Source organism: Sorangium sp. So ce375 (assembly GCF_051473855.1).
Lineage (GTDB): Bacteria > Myxococcota_A > Polyangia > Polyangiales > Polyangiaceae > Sorangium.
This window is the reverse complement of sequence record NZ_CP150335.1, coordinates 8,159,101-8,174,437: the sequence shown is the minus strand read 5'-3', so window position 1 is coordinate 8,174,437 and position 15,337 is coordinate 8,159,101. Positions and strand designations below refer to the sequence as shown.

Below are 15,337 nucleotides of genomic sequence, written 5' to 3'. Positions count from 1 at the left end.
GGTCTTACCAGCCGAGCTCTTCGCGGATGGCCTCTGCGAGCTGCTGGGCCATGAGCGCGCTTGTCTTGACGCTCGGGTGATAATCGCAACCGAGCCCGTTCGCCGCGCCGTCCTGCGGCGGGAACTCGAGGAGGCGCACCCGGTCGTCGCCGTCGTCGTTCCGGTCCTCGACCACCTGGCCGATGTAGGCGCGCGCCCTTGTGAGCGCCATGGCGTCCGGCGGGTACGAGTCGCTGAGCATCGGCCCGATGGTGCAGAAGATGAACGCTTCCGGATAGTTCGCTCTGACGGTCTCGACGAGCCCCGCGTAAGCCTCCGTGAACGGCCCACGGAACTGGGCGTCGCCCGGGACATCGGGGCTGAAGTCGTTGGTGCCCAGGTTGATCACCACGACCTGCGGCACCCAGGACGAGAAGTTCCAGGCGGGCTCTGCCTCGTCGGCGATCGTCCGGCCGTACATCTCCGGCATGGTGTCGGCCGGGTCATCCTTGTAGTTCCGGTACACGCCTCTGCCGGACCAGGCGACGATCGTGCTGTCGGCCCCGACCAGCCGGCCTGTCAGGGAGCTGTAGGCGAGGTAGTTGTTCTCCGTATCGCTCGTGAACGGGCAGGTCTCGTTGGCTCCGTCGACGCCGTAGCCGGCGGAGATCGAGTCGCCGATCACCTCGATCCGGCGCTCGGGCGCCGCCGGGACCGGAAGGAGCGTTTCGCCCTGCGCCGGGACGAACTCGAGGAACTGCGACACGCCGACGAGCGGCTCGGTCCGGCGGTGGAGCACGAGGTCGTGCTCGCCGTCGGGCAGCCCTTCTGCGACCGTGTAGAGATCCTCCTGGCTGTTGACCTTGAGGACGCCCTTCGACTGACCGTCGACGACCACCTGGAAGAAGTTCGATTGATCCGCGGTCGATTCGTCGTTGAAGCGGACGCTGATCGACGTCCCCGAGAACCGCGTGACGATCGCGCTGCCTGCCCAGGAGAAGCGGGGGCCCTCGGCCTGCGTCGTATCGAAGCGCCCGATGAAGCGGATGGTGTCGCCGGAGGGGATTCCGCCGCCCGCGCCGCCGGCGCCGCTCGTGCTCGACGAGGTCGCGCCCGGATCTGCGCCTCCGCCGCCTTCGCCCGCGTCGTCGCCGCCCGTGCCGGCGGCGCTGCTCGAGGTGGAGGTGGACGTGCCACCGCCGGAGCCCGTCGTTCCATTCGAGCCAGTCGAGTCGTCGTCACCGCACCCGGTGAGCGCCGACCAGGCGATGCAGAGGGCGGAAGCGAGCTTCGGGAGGGTGGAGTAAGCTTGTCGTTTCATGCGCGCGAGGATGCTCTAGCTCCGTGGCGCGGACAACTCCAAATTCCTCCTGCGCGCCGCGGCGAGCGCCGCAGCGCGGGCGCAGAGCTGCGGAGATCGGTTGATCTCAGTTCCAGGTCCGGTCCTGGCTCTTGTATCTGGCGGGGCCGCTGTCCTCGGCGGGGGCGCGCTCGCGATCGTGGCCTTGCGAGGCGCGCAGGTCATCGTGCTCGTGCACGCGGGTCGAGTACCCCTGCGGGAGCTCGTCGCCCATGAAGCGGCCGAACCCGGGGCGACGCTCCGGACGATTGTAGATGTCGCCGTGTCCGCCGCGTTCCTGGCTGCGACCGTGGCCTTCGCGCTCCTCGCCGCGGCCCTGGTATCCGCGATCGTCGTCGCCTCGGCCGTCGTGGCGGCCAGGGGCCTTCCGCTCGTCGCCGCCTCGATATCGATCCTGATCTTCGCCGCGCCCGTAGGCGTGGCTGCGGTACTGGCCCTCGCGGCCTTCGCGTTCGCGTCCCTGGTAGTCGCTCCGCGTGTAGCCGCGTCCCTGATACGTGTCGTCTCGCCCGTGGTCACGGCCCCGGTAGTCGTCTCGCGTGGTGCCGCGTCCCTGGTAGGCGTCGTTTCGCCCGTAATCGCGGCCTTCGCGTTCGCGTCCCTGGTAGTCGTCTCGCGTGGTGCCGCGTCCCTGATAATAGTCGTCGCGCCCGTAGTCGCGGCCTTCGACGCGCTCGCGTCCCTGGTAGTCGTCTCGCGTGGTGCCGCGTCCCTGGTAGGTATCGTCGCGCCCGTAGTCGCGGCCCTGGTAGCGCCGGCTCTGGCCCTCCTCGTCGCGGCCGTAATAGCCCCGGTTCTCCTCGTGCCCTCGATGCGCCGCGCCGAACCCTCTGCGCTCGTCCTCGGCGCCCCGCCCGCTGAAGTGATCGTCGCGCCCGCCGATCCGCTCCCACGAGGGGCTGTCCTGCCCGTAGGCGCGGTGCTCCTCGGCCTCGCGGTAGCCGCGCGCGCCGCCCCCTCCTTGCTCGTGCCAGCGCCTGTCGTGGCCGCCGCGGTCGTCCTGTGCGTGCTGGCCGCCGGACCGCCACCGGTCCCTGCCGTCTCGGCGCCCGTCTTGGCCGTACGGCCGCGACAGCTGCCCCAGCTCGCCTTGGCGGCTGCCGCCGCTCTGGTTCGCGTAGTTGCCGCGGCTGTACGACCCTCGCTCGAACGCGTCGCGCTCCCCCTCGTGGCCGCGGAATCCGCGCTGATCGTCCTCCCGCGGCGCGCGCCACCGCTCGTCCCGGTGACGCGAGTCGTCGTGCGCCCCCTCGTCACGGAAGTGCCGGCCCTCGTAGCGATCTCGTGTCATCTCGCTCTCCCTCTGGGTGCTGGTGAACAACTCTCGCGGCTCACGCAGGCGGTCACCACCGTGAGCCGCGGGCCCACCCCCTACTCGATCAGCCACCGTCAGCAACCGACGTGCCCAGTTGAAACCCGGTTGAAACCCGGTTGGGAGGAGAGGGAGCGCCGGCGCCCGACAGACGCCCTCGCGGGACGGATCGCGCCGCCGCGCGACAATACGCCACACGCTGGGGCAAGCTGTCACGCGTGCGCGGCTCGTCCCGATCGGGATGAGCTCGCCAGATCGGCAACGCGGCCTGGCTCGGAGGTGTGGGGGGCGGTGCAGGGGAGCGCCGCGGGCAGCGGCGCTCACGCGGCGCTCAGTAGCGCGTCTCGCAGGGGTGCTGGTCGGCGAACGCCTTCACGGCGGTCTTGTTGGACGACCACGGGAAGTTCGTATCGGTGATCGACCACGAGAGCGCGCCCGCATACCCCATGTTGTAGAGGTCGCCGACGAACTTGTCGTAGCGCACGTTCATCTCCGCCATGTTGATGGGGAACTCGCCCATGACGACCGGCTTGTCGGTGAGGCCGTAGTCGGAGAGGGACTTTGTGTACGGGAAGTACTCGTTGACCCAGCCGTACATGTGGACCTGATAGAAGTCGACGTCCGAGCGCGTCCACGCCTGACCCCACTTGATCGCGGCGCTGCCGACGCTCACGGGCGCGCCGGTCTCTCCCCTCAGCACGGCGGCGGACTCCTTGGCGAGCGCCTCCATCTGCTTGTGTGTGACGAGATCGAACTTGCTGGAGTCCCCCTCGAACGCCGGGTCGTCTCCGTAGAGGCTCGGCCCGGTCATCGCCCACTCGGGCTCGTTGATGACGTCCCAGGCCAGCATTCGGTCGCGGTGCGGGCTCGACGCCACCGTCCGCGCGATGGGACGGACGACGTTCTCGATGAGCTTGGCGCGCCGGCCCGCGTCCGCGACGATGGGCCCCATGCTCTTGACCGACAGGCCGTTCGGCGGGTTGTACGATGTCTTGTAGAAGCCGTCGAAGGAGAACAGCGTGAACATCACGTTGACCTGCGCCTGGTCCGCGAGCTCGAGCGCCGCCAGGATGTCCTGCGTCGACGTGCCGCCGAGCCCTGTCGGGTTGTCCTGCGCGTCGAAGTTGATCTGGTCCCCGTAGAAGCGGGGGTAGATCCACCAGCGGACAACGTCCACGCCGTTGGCGCGCATGTCCTGCAGATCGGCGAGCACCTTGCTCTTCTTGCCCGAGATGCCCGCCTGGCTCCACTTGGACTGACCGCCGAAATCGGCGCCGAAGTCGCGCCAGGCGTAGTTCACGCCGTACATGAAGCGAAGGCGGCAGGCGATCTCGACCCCTGCCTCGAACGGACATTCGTCCTCGTCGGCGCCGGCGCAGGCGCTGGGCTCTCCCCCGCTGCTGGTGCTGCTGCCGGCCAGGGGATCGCCGCTGCCCGTGCTCGCGGGCCCGCCCGTGGGCTCGCCGGCGCCCGCGCCCGTGCTGGTGGTGGTGGGCGTGCCGGCGCCTGTGCTGGTGGGCGTGCCGGCGCCTGTGCTGGTGGGCGTGCCGGCGCCCGAGGAGCCGGTGCTGGTAGGACCGCTGTCTCCTGCTTCGCCGCCGGCGCCGCCCTCGCCGCCGCCTCCCGAGCCGTCGCCACAGCCGAATCCAGCCACGGTGAGCTGGAGAACCCCGACAAGAAGAAGCCAGTTGCGCATGCCCGATTATCATCAGAAACGCGCGCCGGACCAGCCCGAACTCTTAATCGGTTCAGTGACTCACTGCGCAATGTTCTGCTCTTGCTACAAGATCATGGTCGCAGCGGTCCTGGCGCAGATCACCTGCTCTTGCCAGGGTACGTGCGGTATTGCCGCTTACCTGCCCGGCCCGCGCGGCCTCGGGTGGATGCCCATGTATGCGGCCGCGCTCTTCGCCGAGGAATCGTCCGGGTAGCGCTCGATGAGGTCTTCCGCGAGGCTGCGGGCCTGGCCGATCCGGTCCAGGCGCACGAGCGCCCGCACGCGGAGAAAGCCGCGCTCGGCGGCGCGGGGGCTGTCGCCGAAGTCGCGCGCTGCCGCGTCGTCGAGCCGGAGCACCTCCTCGGGGTTGCTCGTCAGGGCGGCGCGCATGCGGTCGATGAGGCTGGCCTCGGGGTCGGTGTCCGGCGCCGGCTCCGACTCCGGTGCTGCTGCGCTCATGGTGGCAGCTGCCGGCGGGGGAGCCGGGGGGACGACGGGCGCCTCGTCGCGTCGCTGCGGCCGGGGGGCTGCGCTGGGCGCCGCGCTCGACGGCCGCGCGTTCGGTACGGGGCGCTCGTCGCGGCTCATGGCGAAGAAGGCCGCCGCGGCGAGCGCGGCGACGGGGAGGCCGATGAGCAGCGCGCGACGAGCGCCGGACGGTCGGGGGGCGTCCACGGCGGCGAACGTAGCGCGGAGCAGCGGCCGGCGGTAGCGGCCGCTGCTCCGCGCCCCCTCCAGGCGCTACGGCCCCCTGGAGAGTGATAACCTACCGGCCGGCCCCGGCCCCGTGCCGCCTGAACGTCGAGGGGAGCCCTCGCCAGGTAGGAGAACGTCGATGGCAGACTCACTCGACCCGTACCAGGATTTTGCCGCCTGCCACCCGAAGTTGCGGGAAGCGGTGTCTGTGGTCGTCGCCTACTGGGAGCCCGATGCGGTCCCTATCACGGTCGGCTTCGGCCACATCGGCCGTGCTCTCGTCCAGCTTGAATCCGACCTCGATGACGCCACGCTCGATGAGGTCTCGCGCCTCGTGGAGCATTCGTTGTCAGGAAGCGGCCCGGAGGCGGATGCGGTGGCCACGGGGCTCCTGGAGGCAATCTGTGCCCAGAGTGTTCATGCGCCTGCCGCCGTTGCGCGCGTCGTCTCACGTCTGGGAGCCGATGCGCGAGCCTACATTCGGGCCTGGGATGCCTTCACTGGAACGACGACCCCTGGCGTCACGTTGTCGTGCTAGCCGTCACGAAGGAGCGCCAATGAGTGTCGGTTATATTCTGGTCAACTTTTCCGCCCGCGAGATGGTCGGTTTTGTGCACGTGGACGCGAGTTCCCTGCGCGAGCTCGCGGGGTCTCCGGCTGCCGCCGCGATCACCACCTGGTACCTGCTCCACCACCTCGGCGACCAAATTGCGTTTGTCTCGGACACCTACGATGACTGGCCCTTCCCGGGCTCGAAGTCAGATCTCGCGTCCTTTCGGGACGCGACGGACCGAACGATCTCAGAGCTGATCCTGGCCGGGATCCTGGCCGATCGGGGGCGCGTGTTCGAGGACGAGCACGACCCCGAGCATGTCTATGTGCGAGACTTGAGGAACGTTTGGTTCGAAGCACCGGCGGAGGCCGCGCGCATGACCCGGCGCCCGCAGGAGTGACAGCTCGTGCAGCCCGACGAGCCGCTGAACCTGACACCGGGGCCGTTGTGAGGTCGTCTCGACCGGTGAGCCTACGGCACATCGGTCTGCCGGCGTCTGTCCTCTGCAGTGAGCCCCGATCGAACAGCGAACTCTCGTGGTCTGTGTGATGGGCCCGTTGCCCTGTCGGCGGCTCGGATGGCGAAGCGCGCGGCCGGAGCCCGCCATCGCATGAGCCGTCAGTACACGGCCGTGAGCATGGGCAGCGCCTCGTACCGCAGCCCAATGTTTGACTTGATCGCGGGATCCTCGCTCTGGAATGTACGGAGCTCGGCCTCGTCGCGGACAGCAACGATGCCGACGCCCCATCCGCCCGCTGGGTCGGCGACGGGTCCGAAGGCGATCACGTGGCCCTCGGCGAGCTTGCCGCGCCAGTATTTGCCGTGCGCCGCCATGACCGCGCGCTCATCCGCCGTCATGTCCTGCATGAAGGTCGCGCGCGACGGCAGCAGCCGACAGAGGAAGAAGCGCAGCTCCGGTCGCGGCGCGACGTGGTTCGTGAGCCAACCCAGGACACGCTCCCAACCTGTCGCATGGCTCTCGCACGAGGCCACACGAGCGCCGAATCCAGCGTGTCGGACCGTGAGGCGCGTACCCGTCTCGATGGCGTCGAGGAGATAGGAGACCGTCGTCGGGGGCGCGTCCGCGTCCCATGACGGTTCCCATGTCTGGACGAGCCTTCGCGGCGGATCGAGCTCGAGAACTCTGCCGCCGACATGGAATGGCTTCCCGTCCGCCCCCACGCCGTCGGTTCGCCAGGCCCCCCCGACGTGAAGGTCGATCGTGAAGGCCGTCGTGCGATACATCTCCGCAGACCCCCACCACTTCGTCAGCTCGTCGGTCGTCAGCGCGCGGAAAACGCGCTCTGGTGGCGCGGCGATCTCGATGCGAGCGAGGATCGTCCCTTGCGCGACATCGGCGATCGAACGGGCGTGGGTGCTCTTGGCTGTCATGTATCCTCCAGGTAACGCTTCAGCGACTCGAGATTGCGACCCCAGAACGCGCGGTAGCCCTCGAGCCATGCCATCGCCTTCTGAAGCGGCGCGGGTCGCAGCGTGTACAACCGCTCGCGCCCGACCTTCTCCTCGGTTACCAGCCGTGATGCCTTGAGCACGCGCAGGTGCTTCGAGATCGCGGGGCGGCTCTGGGAGAAGTCGGCCGCGATCTCGTTCACAGGGGCAGGACCCGCGCGCAAACGATCGAGGATCGCGCGACGGGTTGGATCGGCGATGACAAAAAACACATCGATGTCGGCTTTCGCGGGCGCCATATAGGTAACCTATTGGTTACCAGTATCGCGGTGGCCTGAGCTTGTCAAGCGCGTCGAGGCGCCCTCCGCACGCAGGTCGTGCGCCGCGCGACGTCGGCAGAGCTGACCCCTGCGTCCGCGCCAGCTCGCCTGGCGAGCTGTCTTGTGTCGATTGCCCAACAGGTGGCGTGTGCTGGCCGCGCCTCGCGCCGCGGCGGACCGCGACCGCCGGCAGGTCGAGGAGCAAGCCCTCGCCCTTTGGGCCTTGTGGCGCAGACCGTTCCGTGAGACATTTTGTGGGGGAGGCCACAGAGAAATTTGACTGGTCGACGAGCACTCGCTGCAGGCCTCGCGGTCGGATGCCTCTGCTTGGCCGGACTCGTGTTCCTGGCCCGCTCCGGCCGCCTGCCCTCACTCGCGCCTGGCTCGGGCACGTACCGCCCGGTGTCGGAGCAAGAAGCCGCGGTCTTCGCTCGAGCAACGAGGGATATTCATCCGGACGACGTCCGCGGCAATCCTGGTCGATACGGCAAGACACTGGTTGCCTGGGCGGGCGTCTTGCGATCGTACAAGGTGTCGAAGGAGGACGACGCCACGGTGCTGCGGTTCGACATCGAGCATCGGTACTTCGACTGGATCGAAGACTCTGGCCTCCAGCGGGCTCGCTACTTCCTCTCCCCGAAAGGGGAGGGGGCCATCAGGGCAGCATGGGCCATGCCCCTTGAAGCGTTTGAGTCCGTTCCCGAGAAGATCCATGATGGTGACATGTTCGTCGTGTACGGCTATCCTGCCGACGTGCGGGGACAGATCGTGGGAATATATCCCACGGAATACGTGCGGTTGATTCAGGCGGATCTCTACACTGATCGGCAACTCGACTACGGCCGACCGGACGCGGCGCCATGAGGGGTCACCAGGCGCCCGCACCCGTAGACGGCCTGGGCAACGCCGCCGCGCGCCGCGAGCTGTTCGTCAACCGGGGCAATGCGACCTGACAATCCGTTCGAACCGAACCCGCTTTCATGGGCTGAAGTGAAGCGGCTGATCTCGCGGATCGTCGGCCCGCGACTTGCCGACCTCGGTTTCAACAACCCAGGCCGGGCCATGTGGCGATTTCGTCCGTACTTCGTTGACGTCGTCTGGTTTCGTTGCCATCGCGCCGGCATCTTCCATGTCGAGTTTGGCTGTGGGCTGCGTCGAGCCGTCCGAAACAATCCGGCTCCGCGGGATTGCCAATTCCGCACACAGCCGGGGCATTCGTTCGGTTGGGAGGAGACGTTCTGGTCGTTTCGCCCGTCGGAATCGGAGCAGGTAGAGGTCCTTCGGCTGCTCGCCCCTCGGGTCGCTGCGGCCGCAGCGCGGTGGTTCTCTCACTTTGATACGATCGACAGCGCCATCAGCGCACTGGAGAACAATCAGTGGTCGGGGCCGCGAAATGTAGCGGACTGCGCCCCAGGTAGTCCCGCGTACCGCGAAGTGATGTCCGAGCTGCGCGACGCGGCGGCCCGTGTGGTTCAACAACCCGCAGCGGCGGACGAGGCCGGCGCTGCGCACCGCCGTCGCTGCTGAGCGCGAACGTTGGGCGGGCGGCCATCCGGGCGGATCGCCCCCGTGTGCTGCGAAGTCGACCATCGTTGCCCTCGTGTCTTGCCAGCTGACGGGAGCACAGCGGCCAGGTAGACTGATGTACATATGCCTCTTGAGCAGGCGAGGAAAGGAACGCCATGGCATTGAACCGAGCCTCGGTTCAGCAGTCGAAGAGCCTGGAGGAGTTCTACGGCGAGCTGAAGTCTTCGACCGACAGCACCACCGCCTCGATTGGCGACGGAATGCTCGAGCTGTTGCCGCTCTTGAGGGACGCCTGCTCGGACCGTGACGCCTGGGCGCTCACATCGCTGATGCGCCTCTGGTTGCTGGCAGCCGACGATCCATCGGCGCCCTGGCTGGTGTCCGTGATGGCGGTGCCTGGTAACGGATTCCAGGTCACGTACCGGATGTCGGCCGCCGAGTCGCCATGGCCAGATGCATTGGTCCAGGGCATGGCGATTGATGAGGCAGACGCGTGCCGAATGGTGAGGATCGCGATGGAGAGGTGCCGAGGTTGGAGCTCGCTGTGAGCCGCCGCCCCCGCTGCGCGCGGCGGCGCGGTAGCACGCTCACGTCGCGTCGGGCCGCGCAGGTCCAAGGTGGTCCCACCTATGGGCAGGCGCGGGCGGCGCACGAGGACCCGACCCAGGCCGAGGTGTTGAACCTGCGACAGGACGAACGTTGTCCGTGGTAAGAGAGTGACATGTCTGCGAGGGATGCTCGTGGTCACGTCGGGGAAGATGCCGGGCGGAGGTGGCCAGATGACCGAGACGGAATGGCTGGTGTGTACGCGAACCACCCCCATGCTCCGTTTCCTGCTCGGACTGGGGCCGAAAGAACTTCGGGTTATCGACATCAAGACGTTTCCGGCGTGCAGGGGGAGCGACCGCAAGCTGCGCCTGTTCGCCTGTGAGTGTCATCGCCGTGTGCGCGCCCTGCTCCCAGATGAGCTTGCAGAAGCCACGGTGGAAACAGCGAGCCGTTACGCCGATGGACGCTCCACCCTGGAAGAGCTCCAGGCAGCCGAGACGCTGGTCCGGCAGGCGCTTGACGCTCTGGAGGGTAGGTGGCGGGCGTCTCATGGCGCCGAACGTATCTCGCTCCAACCGACGCACGACGCGCTGGCCCTGAGCTTTCAGATCGTTCGGCCACAAGCTCCGAAGGCCGCGTACTACGCCTCGTCCAATGCTTATCTGGCGGCTGCTGGGATTGCCAATCCTGGTGCCGGATCCGGGGATGCTTCATACCATGCCAGCAGTGCCGCGGAGGAGCGCGCCCAGGCCGACCTGCTCCGCGACATCTTTGGTAACCCGTTCCGCGCGGTGGCATTCGACCCGGGTTGGCGGGCCCAGACGGCCGTCGGGCTGGCCCGGCACATGTACGAAAGCCGCGTTTTCGGGCTGATGCCGATCCTGGGTGACGCCCTGGCAGAGGCCGGGTGCGAGGACGCCGACGTGCTGGCCCACTGCCGCGGCCACGCGCCCCACGTCCGCGGGTGCTGGGTGATCGACTTGCTGCTCGGGAAGGAGTAGGCTCAGCCGTGACTCACGGCTGCTGCCGACGGCCGGGCTCCGCCCGTCGGCCGCAGACCCGCACGTTGGGCGGGCGGGGGACCATTCCTGCACCGGTTCGATCGCAGCGACTCATGCCGGAAGACCTGGACGTTCAGTACCTGGAGGGATTTGTCGCGGATCCAGCCTCCATGTTCGACGTGGCGGAGCGGAGTCTCGCGTGGGACGACCGGATGCATTCACGCCGGACCGCCTCGTGCGGGGTGGCGTACAACTACTCAGGCATCTCTTACCCGGACTGCGAGATGCCGCCCTTCGTGCAGGAGCTCGCGACCCGCATCGCCGGCGTGGTGGGGCACCGGATCAACAACTGCCTCGCCAACTTCTATGTCGATGGGACGGCGAAGATGGGCTTTCACTCGGATTCCAGCGCCGGCGTCGTCGCTGGAACGACGACCTCGATCCTGTCGCTGGGCGCCCCTCGCGTCCTCACCTTCCGCCGGTGCCTTCGAAGGGACGAAAGGCACGACGTGGCCCTGGCACCCGGCTCGCTCCTGATCATGCGCGCCAGCGTTCAGGAGGGGTGGCAGCACGCGGTCCTCGCCGTCGAAGCCGCGGGCCCGCGGATCAGCCTCACATTCCGGCTCCTTTCTCGTTGAAATGCGGAGTGGCGCGTGGATCAGCTGCTCTGGGGCGATATCCGGGTGCTGTACGCGATGCTGCTGGTCGCGGGCGACGGCAGGGCAGATATAGGCGTGCGTTGGACTCGTACATGAAGAGGACCGAAAATGGATCCAAGCGGTGGAGAGACGTTTCAAATGATTGATCACAGCGCCGCATGGCCGCACGGCGAGGTTCAAGACGCCTTCCCAGAGGTCTTTTACGTCGTGGGTACGAATAGGACTCGCCACGCTGGGATCGATCTCCAGACGAGCCGCACGATGACCGTGCTCCGGCAGGACCGAGACCTGACGCTCGTGAACACCGTGCGCATGAACGAGGAAGGGCTGCGCCAGCTCGACGCCTTGGGCCAGGTCCGCCACATCGTGCGGCTCGGTGCATTTCACGGTCGAGATGATCCATTCTATCGTGACCGTTACGGCGCCGCCCTGTGGGCCCTTCCCGAGGCGGTGGCGGCCGACGGCCCACCTGCCGATCGAGCGCTCGCAGCAGGGGGCCCGTTTCCGGCTCACGGAGGAATCGTGTTTGTCTTCACAACGGCGCGGTTCCCTGAAGCCGCTGTGTTACTTCCGCGGGAGGGCGGAATCCTCGTTACATGTGACGCCGTCCAGAACTGGTCACACGTCGATCCCTTCTTCTCCGATGAAACGGGCGCGCTGTTCGTCGCTCAAGGGTTGATCGGTACGGCGAACATCCCCGCGACTTGGCGAGAGGCGTGCGCTCCCGACGTCTCAGATTTTCGCCGCCTCGCCGACCTGCCGTTTCGCCATCTTATCAGCGCTCATGGCGAGCCGCTTCGTGACGACGCCAAAAGGCTGCTCCAAGCCCGCATAGACGAAGTCTTTCGCCCGCAAGACCATGAGCCGATGTGATGCTGGTGACGCCGAGGCGTGGGTCGACGCAGGCTACCCGCCGAACGATCGCATCGCCGAGCTGCTGCCGCGAAATTCCCGCATCCAGGAGTGGGCGGAGTCTCGAATCGACGCCATTTTACGAGGAACATAGAGACCTCGCCCAGCTCCGTCGCGTTGGACCAACAACAGCCAGAAGCCAAGAGAGAGAACGCCATGCATGAACAACAAGGAGCGGAACCAGACGACACGGCGGTGCGGGTCGCCTTGTGGCGGGCGCTGCACGTGGAGGCCGATGCGCCACCGCACGTGTTCGTAGATGAAATCGGCTTGAAGCTGGCGGCTCCAGACGACGGCTGGCGCGGCCGTCCGGACATGAGCCCGTTCACGCGGCCCTTCCGGGCCTCCATCGTGGCTCGCGCCCGCTTCGTCGAAGATCTCGTCGCGGAGCGCGCCGCCCGTGGTGTCGAGCAGTACGTCATCCTCGGAGCGGGCCTGGACACCTTCGCCCAGCGTCGGCCGGAGCTCGCCTCCGGCCTGCTCGTGTTCGAGATCGATCGGCCCAGCCCTCAGGCGTGGAAGCGCCAGCGCCTCGTCGACCTCGGCCTCGGCGTCCCATCGTTCCTGCGGCTCGTGCCGGTCGACTTCGAGGCGGGCGATGCGTGGTGGGAGCGGCTGGCAGCGTCGGGCTTCGACGCGGGGCGGCCGACGGTCGTGGCGTCCACCGGGGTCAGCATGTACCTCACCAGGGACGCCATCACGGCGACGCTGCGCCAGGTCGCCGCGCTCGCGCCGGGCTCCACGCTCGCCATGTCGTTCATGCTCCCGATCGAGCTGGCGGACCCCGAGGTGCGCCCCGGGATCGAGCGAGCTGCAGCGGGGGCCAGAGCGAACGGCACGCCCTTCATCAGCTTCTTCACGCCGGCAGAGATGCTGGCCCTGGCCCGAGATGCCGGCTTCAGCGAGGTCCAGCACGTATCGGCCGCTGCGCTCGCCGAGCGCTACTTCGCGGGTAGGACGGATGGCCTTCGTCCGCCGAATAATTCAGAGGAGCTCCTGGTCGCGACGACCTGAGTCGAGCGGTCCGGCTCGGACATGGAAGCTGGCGTGGCCCTCGCTGCGCTTGAGGCCTCGGGCGAGCGCTGCGTCGAGGTGGGCGCTTCCGCCTGGCCGTGCGACATGGTCGGGCCGAGCGCACCGTGACCCTCCTCAAGGTGTCCGTGTTCCGAGGGGTGCTCGATGGAAGCGATCCCGGCCGCCATCGTCGGCGCGCTCCCGCAGCTCGCGGAGCCTGCCATCAGGGACGCGTACGACGCGCTGAAGGTGCTGCTGCGACCCAAGGCTGCGAGCCGCGGTCAGGCGGATCGACGCCGCGTTGCGGCGTTGGCACAGACGCGCGTAGCTCGTGGAGAGTGTGCCAGGCTCTGATCCTCGTGTCATGAGCGGGACGCTGGCGGCGCGCCCGCACATCGCACGACGGGCGGCCCGGGCTCCTCGGCGATCTCACCCGACCCGCAGGGCCGCCCCGTCTCGAGAACACGAACACCGAGACGTTACTATTTCGCCGTGAACGGTACATTCTTTGCATTGGGCGTGACGCGAAAGGTTGCGCTTCATGTCCAATCAGCTGTCGTCGTCTTCCTCTGCTCGAACACGATCTTCTCGCCCGGGGGCGATCGCCCTGCTCGCCCTGCTCGCCCTCCCGTCTGCCGTCTTCTCGGCGGGGTGTGCTGACAAGCCGGACAACATCTACAACTACTATTACACGAACGGGGAGGGGGGGGCCGGCGGCGCCGGCGGCGGCGCGGGCCCCGGAGGCGGGCCCGAGGCGTACCCGGGGGCGCCTGTCGCGGACACCGAGGTGGCCGAGCTCGCGCTCGACGTCTTCGGCACCATCGGCAACCGCTACTGGCTCGCCGTCTCGGAAGAGCAGCTCGAGATCATGAACGAAGGGATCGGCGGCATCGGGGGCCCCATCAAGAGGGATGCTGCGTTCGGGGACATCTACTCACCGACCGGGGAGGACGCGACCTTCGTGGATCACCTGTGGGTGACGACGGCCGGCGACGAGGGCAAGACGGCCGACTACGGCAAGGTCCAGGTAGGGATCGCCGGCCAGTCGACGCAGCGGCCCTGGACGAAGCGAACCATCCCCAACCTCAACATCGACGCCGACGAGTTCGTCGAGCAGCAACGGCTCGGCGGCTTCGAGCACGTGCGCTTCAACAACGGCCAGGTCGGCAGCATCTTCCGCGAGCGCCTCGCGCTCGAGCTCTATACACGCCTCGGTTATCCGGCCCCCCTGACCAACTACGCTTGGATATCGAGCAACGTCTGGGGCGCGGATGTGGCCATCCCCTACATCGTGGTCGAGCGCTACAAGAAGTCGTTCTGCACGCGCCTCGGGGACCGGCTCGGCGGCGGCTGCACCAACATGTGGGAGTTCGCTGGAGACTTCGCCGTCGACGTCCCGGGGGGCGGCCCGATCCCGATCGACATCGTGGCACCCGGCATGAGCGTCTTCGACGATCCAGCGAGCTGCCAGCTCAAGGAGTGTGACAACAGCCGCGTGAGGGAGCTCGAGGAGGCGGTCGCCGCGGCACCGCCTGGCGAGGGCTTCAAGGCCTCGCTCGAGGGCTGGATCGACTGGCCGGCTTTCCACCGCTTCCAGTGCCTGTCGTGGGTGCTCGCCACCGGCGACGACGCGATCCACAACAGCAACAACGTCGTGCTGGTCGAGCGGGCCGACGGCCTGTTCCAGTACCTGCCGTACTCGGTCGACATCAGCCTGGGGCAGAGCTGGTATGCGCTGGTCCCCCTGGCCGGCACGAACTCGCTGGCGCGCGGGTGCCAGGGCGAGCCGGCCTGCTGGGCCGACACGATCGCGACGTGCGAGGACGTGATCGAGGAGTTCGCGGCGCTGAACCCGAACGCGGTGCTGAAGGGGATCTACGAGCAGCTGTCGGACGAGGGCATGCTCCGCTCGGGCGACGAGGCGCGATACGAGGCGCTGGATGCCTGGATCACCCAGCAGCTCGAGGTCCTGCCGGTGGAGCTGGAGAGGAATCGCGAGGAGCCGCAGCCCTGCGTGTCTCCCCAGATCGATTGCGGCGGCTGGTGCGGCTCTCCCAAGGACTGCGGCCTCTGCGCTCCTCCCCAGATCGATTGCGGCGGCTGGTGCGGCTTTCCCAAGGACTGCGGCGTCGGAGCGGGCGGCGGCGACGCCGGCGCTGGAGGCGCGGGCGGTTCCGGAGCGGGCGGCGGAGCGGTGGGCGGCGGCGGAGACCCGAGTGACGGAACCGCGGGGGCAGGCGGCGCCGGCGGCGCTGGCGGCGCTGGCGGTAAAGGAGCGGACTGACGCCGGCTGAACCCCGAGGGAGGGAGCCCCGCCGTGGGGCTCCC

The 15,337-nt window shown here is 68.0% G+C and carries 16 protein-coding genes; 10 read left to right on the top strand and 6 right to left on the bottom strand.

All coding sequences use genetic code 11. The features are described from left to right. Window positions 1–4: 4 nt before the first annotated feature. The 4 genes from WME90_RS30220 to WME90_RS30205 all read right to left on the bottom strand — a co-directional run bounded on the left by WME90_RS30220 (window position 5) and on the right by WME90_RS30205 (window position 5,043). Window positions 5–1,300: an SGNH/GDSL hydrolase family protein gene (locus tag WME90_RS30220; RefSeq protein ID WP_437275483.1), complete on the bottom strand. Its 1,296-nt coding sequence runs from the start codon at window positions 1,298–1,300 to the stop codon at window positions 5–7. A 106-nt stretch (window positions 1,301–1,406) separates the two neighbouring features. Further along, window positions 1,407–2,630 carry a hypothetical protein gene (locus tag WME90_RS30215; RefSeq protein WP_437275482.1) on the bottom strand — a complete coding sequence of 408 codons (1,224 nt, stop codon included), beginning with the start codon at window positions 2,628–2,630 and terminating at the stop codon, window positions 1,407–1,409. 352 nt (window positions 2,631–2,982) lie between these two features. After that, a complete protein-coding gene (locus WME90_RS30210; RefSeq protein ID WP_437275481.1) occupies window positions 2,983–4,347 on the bottom strand; it encodes an endo-1,4-beta-glucanase in 1,365 nt (454 codons plus the stop codon). Between the two features lie 156 nt (window positions 4,348–4,503). After that, window positions 4,504–5,043 carry a tetratricopeptide repeat protein gene (locus WME90_RS30205; protein ID WP_437275480.1) on the bottom strand — a complete coding sequence of 180 codons (540 nt, stop codon included), beginning with the start codon at window positions 5,041–5,043 and terminating at the stop codon, window positions 4,504–4,506. A 160-nt stretch (window positions 5,044–5,203) separates the two neighbouring features. Between WME90_RS30205 and WME90_RS30200 the strand changes: the two genes are divergently transcribed. Then, the gene (locus WME90_RS30200) at window positions 5,204–5,602 is read left to right on the top strand and encodes a hypothetical protein (RefSeq protein WP_437275479.1); all 399 of its coding nucleotides are present in this window, start codon (window positions 5,204–5,206) and stop codon (window positions 5,600–5,602) included. Window positions 5,603–5,621: 19 nt separating this feature from the next. Continuing rightward, the gene (locus WME90_RS30195; protein ID WP_437275478.1) at window positions 5,622–6,017 is read left to right on the top strand and encodes a hypothetical protein; all 396 of its coding nucleotides are present in this window, start codon (window positions 5,622–5,624) and stop codon (window positions 6,015–6,017) included. A gap of 218 nt (window positions 6,018–6,235) precedes the next feature. Here WME90_RS30195 and WME90_RS30190 read toward each other — a convergent pair whose 3' ends face one another. Then, a complete protein-coding gene (locus WME90_RS30190; protein ID WP_437275477.1) occupies window positions 6,236–7,009 on the bottom strand; it encodes an SRPBCC domain-containing protein in 774 nt (257 codons plus the stop codon). Continuing rightward, the gene (locus tag WME90_RS30185) at window positions 7,006–7,326 is read right to left on the bottom strand and encodes an ArsR/SmtB family transcription factor (RefSeq protein WP_437275476.1); all 321 of its coding nucleotides are present in this window, start codon (window positions 7,324–7,326) and stop codon (window positions 7,006–7,008) included. The genes WME90_RS30190 and WME90_RS30185 overlap by 4 nt, the downstream gene beginning before the upstream one ends. Window positions 7,327–7,674: 348 nt before the next feature. Between WME90_RS30185 and WME90_RS30180 the strand changes: the two genes are divergently transcribed. The 8 genes from WME90_RS30180 (at window position 7,675) to WME90_RS30145 (ending at window position 15,293) form a co-directional block, all read left to right on the top strand. Next, window positions 7,675–8,211, top strand: a complete 537-nt coding sequence (locus tag WME90_RS30180; protein WP_437275475.1) for a hypothetical protein — start codon at window positions 7,675–7,677, stop codon at window positions 8,209–8,211. A 78-nt stretch (window positions 8,212–8,289) separates the two neighbouring features. Beyond that, window positions 8,290–8,874, top strand: a complete 585-nt coding sequence (locus WME90_RS30175) for a hypothetical protein (RefSeq protein ID WP_437275474.1) — start codon at window positions 8,290–8,292, stop codon at window positions 8,872–8,874. A 155-nt stretch (window positions 8,875–9,029) separates the two neighbouring features. After that, the gene (locus WME90_RS30170) at window positions 9,030–9,422 is read left to right on the top strand and encodes a hypothetical protein (protein ID WP_437275473.1); all 393 of its coding nucleotides are present in this window, start codon (window positions 9,030–9,032) and stop codon (window positions 9,420–9,422) included. A gap of 231 nt (window positions 9,423–9,653) precedes the next feature. Further along, window positions 9,654–10,424: a hypothetical protein gene (locus WME90_RS30165; protein WP_437275472.1), complete on the top strand. Its 771-nt coding sequence runs from the start codon at window positions 9,654–9,656 to the stop codon at window positions 10,422–10,424. A 113-nt stretch (window positions 10,425–10,537) separates the two neighbouring features. Then, window positions 10,538–11,062: an alpha-ketoglutarate-dependent dioxygenase AlkB gene (locus WME90_RS30160; protein WP_437275471.1), complete on the top strand. Its 525-nt coding sequence runs from the start codon at window positions 10,538–10,540 to the stop codon at window positions 11,060–11,062. A 282-nt stretch (window positions 11,063–11,344) separates the two neighbouring features. Continuing rightward, on the top strand, window positions 11,345–11,956 hold the full coding sequence (locus tag WME90_RS30155; RefSeq protein WP_437275470.1) for a hypothetical protein: 612 nt from the start codon (window positions 11,345–11,347) through the stop codon (window positions 11,954–11,956). Window positions 11,957–12,151: 195 nt separating this feature from the next. Beyond that, window positions 12,152–13,009 (top strand): class I SAM-dependent methyltransferase, encoded by an 858-nt coding sequence (locus WME90_RS30150; protein WP_437275469.1) that lies wholly within the window; start codon window positions 12,152–12,154, stop codon window positions 13,007–13,009. A gap of 541 nt (window positions 13,010–13,550) precedes the next feature. Next, on the top strand, window positions 13,551–15,293 hold the full coding sequence (locus WME90_RS30145) for a CotH kinase family protein (protein WP_437275468.1): 1,743 nt from the start codon (window positions 13,551–13,553) through the stop codon (window positions 15,291–15,293). Window positions 15,294–15,337 lie beyond the last annotated feature (44 nt).

Bases quoted from the DNA above. Each gene is read 5' to 3' on its own strand.
- WME90_RS30145 (WP_437275468.1), top strand. From the start codon at position 13,551: ATGTCCAATCAGCTGTCGTCGTCTTCCTCTGCTCGAACACGATCTTCT.
- WME90_RS30175 (WP_437275474.1), top strand. From the start codon at position 8,290: ATGCGACCTGACAATCCGTTCGAACCGAACCCGCTTTCATGGGCTGAA.
- WME90_RS30220 (WP_437275483.1), bottom strand. From the start codon at position 1,300: ATGAAACGACAAGCTTACTCCACCCTCCCGAAGCTCGCTTCCGCCCTC.
- WME90_RS30155 (WP_437275470.1), top strand. From the start codon at position 11,345: ATGACCGTGCTCCGGCAGGACCGAGACCTGACGCTCGTGAACACCGTG.
- WME90_RS30165 (WP_437275472.1), top strand. From the start codon at position 9,654: ATGACCGAGACGGAATGGCTGGTGTGTACGCGAACCACCCCCATGCTC.
- WME90_RS30190 (WP_437275477.1), bottom strand. From the start codon at position 7,009: ATGACAGCCAAGAGCACCCACGCCCGTTCGATCGCCGATGTCGCGCAA.
- WME90_RS30215 (WP_437275482.1), bottom strand. From the start codon at position 2,630: ATGACACGAGATCGCTACGAGGGCCGGCACTTCCGTGACGAGGGGGCG.
- WME90_RS30210 (WP_437275481.1), bottom strand. From the start codon at position 4,347: ATGCGCAACTGGCTTCTTCTTGTCGGGGTTCTCCAGCTCACCGTGGCT.
- WME90_RS30160 (WP_437275471.1), top strand. From the start codon at position 10,538: ATGCCGGAAGACCTGGACGTTCAGTACCTGGAGGGATTTGTCGCGGAT.
- WME90_RS30170 (WP_437275473.1), top strand. From the start codon at position 9,030: ATGGCATTGAACCGAGCCTCGGTTCAGCAGTCGAAGAGCCTGGAGGAG.
- WME90_RS30195 (WP_437275478.1), top strand. From the start codon at position 5,622: ATGAGTGTCGGTTATATTCTGGTCAACTTTTCCGCCCGCGAGATGGTC.
- WME90_RS30200 (WP_437275479.1), top strand. From the start codon at position 5,204: ATGGCAGACTCACTCGACCCGTACCAGGATTTTGCCGCCTGCCACCCG.
- WME90_RS30185 (WP_437275476.1), bottom strand. From the start codon at position 7,326: ATGGCGCCCGCGAAAGCCGACATCGATGTGTTTTTTGTCATCGCCGAT.
- WME90_RS30150 (WP_437275469.1), top strand. From the start codon at position 12,152: ATGCATGAACAACAAGGAGCGGAACCAGACGACACGGCGGTGCGGGTC.